Origin of the sequence: Coleofasciculus sp. FACHB-712, from assembly GCF_014695635.1 — a bacterium.
Classification (GTDB): domain Bacteria; phylum Cyanobacteriota; class Cyanobacteriia; order Cyanobacteriales; family FACHB-T130; genus FACHB-T130.
The window spans coordinates 1-2078 of record NZ_JACJOQ010000324.1 but is presented as its reverse complement, the minus strand read 5'-3'; the positions used below and the strand labels follow the sequence as shown (position 1 = coordinate 2078).

Genomic DNA, 2078 nt, shown 5'->3' with positions numbered 1-2078 from the left:
CAACAGATTGTCCAAACTTTAGAGCAGATTGAAGCATTTGCCCAAAAAATCCACAGCGGCGAAATTCATCCACCCAACGCTCCTAAGTTTACCGATATTGTTTCCATCGGTATTGGCGGATCGGCACTCGGTCCCCAATTTGTCGCCCAAGCGATCGCCCCAGACTTCCCGCCCCTCGCCATCCACTTCATTGACAACACCGATCCGGCGGGCATTGACCGTATCCTCTCCCAGCTCAAAGATCGGCTGAACAGCACCCTCGTCTTAGTCATCTCCAAATCAGGGGGAACGCCAGAACCCCGCAATGGCATGGTAGAAGTGCAAAAAGCCTTCGCTGAGCAGAATCTGAACTTTTCCCCTCAAGCTGTTGCCATCACTGGGGAAGGCAGCAAATTAGATCGACAGGCAAACTCCGAAGGCTGGTTGGCAACCTTCCCAATGGAAGATTGGGTGGGAGGACGTACCTCGGAACTGTCAGCCGTAGGATTGCTCCCAGCCGCCTTGCAGGGCATCGATATCCGCGCCATGCTTGCCGGTGCCAAAGAAATGGACACTGCCACTCGCCTGCCCCAAGTCAAGAAAAATCCAGCTGCACTACTGGCGATGAGCTGGTACTTCGCCGGAAATGGCAAGGGCGAAAAAGATATGGTGGTGTTGCCCTACAAAGACAGCCTGCTGCTATTCAGCCGCTATTTGCAACAGTTAGTCATGGAATCTTTGGGCAAAGAAAAAGACCTTGACGGAAATATCGTCTACCAAGGGATTGCTGTTTATGGCAACAAAGGCTCAACCGACCAGCACGCTTACGTGCAGCAGTTGCGAGAGGGCGTCCCGAATTTCTTCCTGACTTTCATTGAAGTCTTAAAAGACCGGCAGGGTAACTCCCCCTTCGTCGAGCCGGAAGTCACATCCGGCGACTATCTTTCTGGTTTACTCCAGGGAACCCGACAAGCTTTGTATGAAAACCAGCGGGATTCTGTCACCGTGACGATTCCTCAGGTAAATCCCCGCATGGTAGGTGCCTTAATTGCTTTGTATGACCGGGCTGTTGGACTTTATGGGTTCCTGGTCAATATCAATGCTTATCACCAGCCAGGGGTAGAAGCGGGTAAAAAGGCTGCCGCCGCCATTCTCGACTTGCAAAGACGAGTTTTGCAGGCAGTACAAGAGGAAGGCACTCCCCTTTCTTTGACTGAGTTGGCTCAGAAAGCGGGTGCCTCCGAGCAAATTGAGGCAATTTACAAAATTCTGCGCCACCTTGATGCCAATCAGCGGAGTGTTGTTTTAAAAGGCAATTTGGGCGAACCCAGCAGTTTGAGGGTTTCCGCCATTTAAATGGCTCTGATTTATCATAAATTTGGCATTTTAGAGTGAAGACAAAGCTTCAACTCGAAGGATGCTGAATATGGCTCTAATCGAGGAAATTGAGGTCTGTCCGCTAGCTTCTGCAAATAGGGGAGTGGCTAAGTTTTACATCCCCTCAGTTTAAGTTTAAGTAGGGGCACAGCGTTGCCGTGCCCCTATGGCTAATATGAAAGTTTAGAGACTCTACCTCTCAATGCCGAGACGCTCGTGCAATCTCCTCAAAACAGTAACTAAAAAGGCACAGCTAAAACTGAGAAATTCAATCCTTCTCCTTCTTAATTTGTCAATAAGCTGGGGCAAGTCAGAACAAATACGTCCCTTGTCCCTTCACCATGAAATAGTGGCTGAATGGGAGTGGTATAGTGAAAAAATTCCCGATCGTTGACTAATAGCAGTTCGCCCGGATGAAGAACTTTAGAAAAAACCGGGTCATGCTTTTTGGATTTGTAGAGATGGGTTTCTCCACCTTGAATATTTTCCCGCCCTACAGAAAATATGCCGACAAAATCAGTCCCATCCCGATGAATCCCTTCAGGGGCAGGGTTTCCATAATTATCTGGCGAACAGGTCGTTCTAATTTGATGAACTCCTATTTCAACAGCTTCTGGGTCGAGTTGGCAGTAATCAATAAATGCCAAAACAAGTTTTTTGAAATCTTCAAGCTTCGTAATGGCATCATCTAGTTCGGCATACTCTCGCTTGATATCGCCGAC

2 protein-coding genes are annotated in these 2078 nt (G+C 48.6%); one reads left to right on the top strand and one right to left on the bottom strand.

Annotated elements, in window-relative coordinates; translation table 11 throughout:
- A partial coding sequence (locus H6F50_RS08360) for a glucose-6-phosphate isomerase (RefSeq protein ID WP_190428297.1) occupies positions 1-1335 on the top strand: 1335 nt, incomplete at its 5' end.
- Positions 1336-1640: 305 nt separating this feature from the next.
- On the opposite strand, the gene H6F50_RS08355 is transcribed toward H6F50_RS08360, so the two are convergent.
- Positions 1641-2078: 2OG-Fe dioxygenase family protein (locus tag H6F50_RS08355; RefSeq protein WP_190428053.1), on the bottom strand; the 438-nt coding region annotated here is incomplete at its 5' end.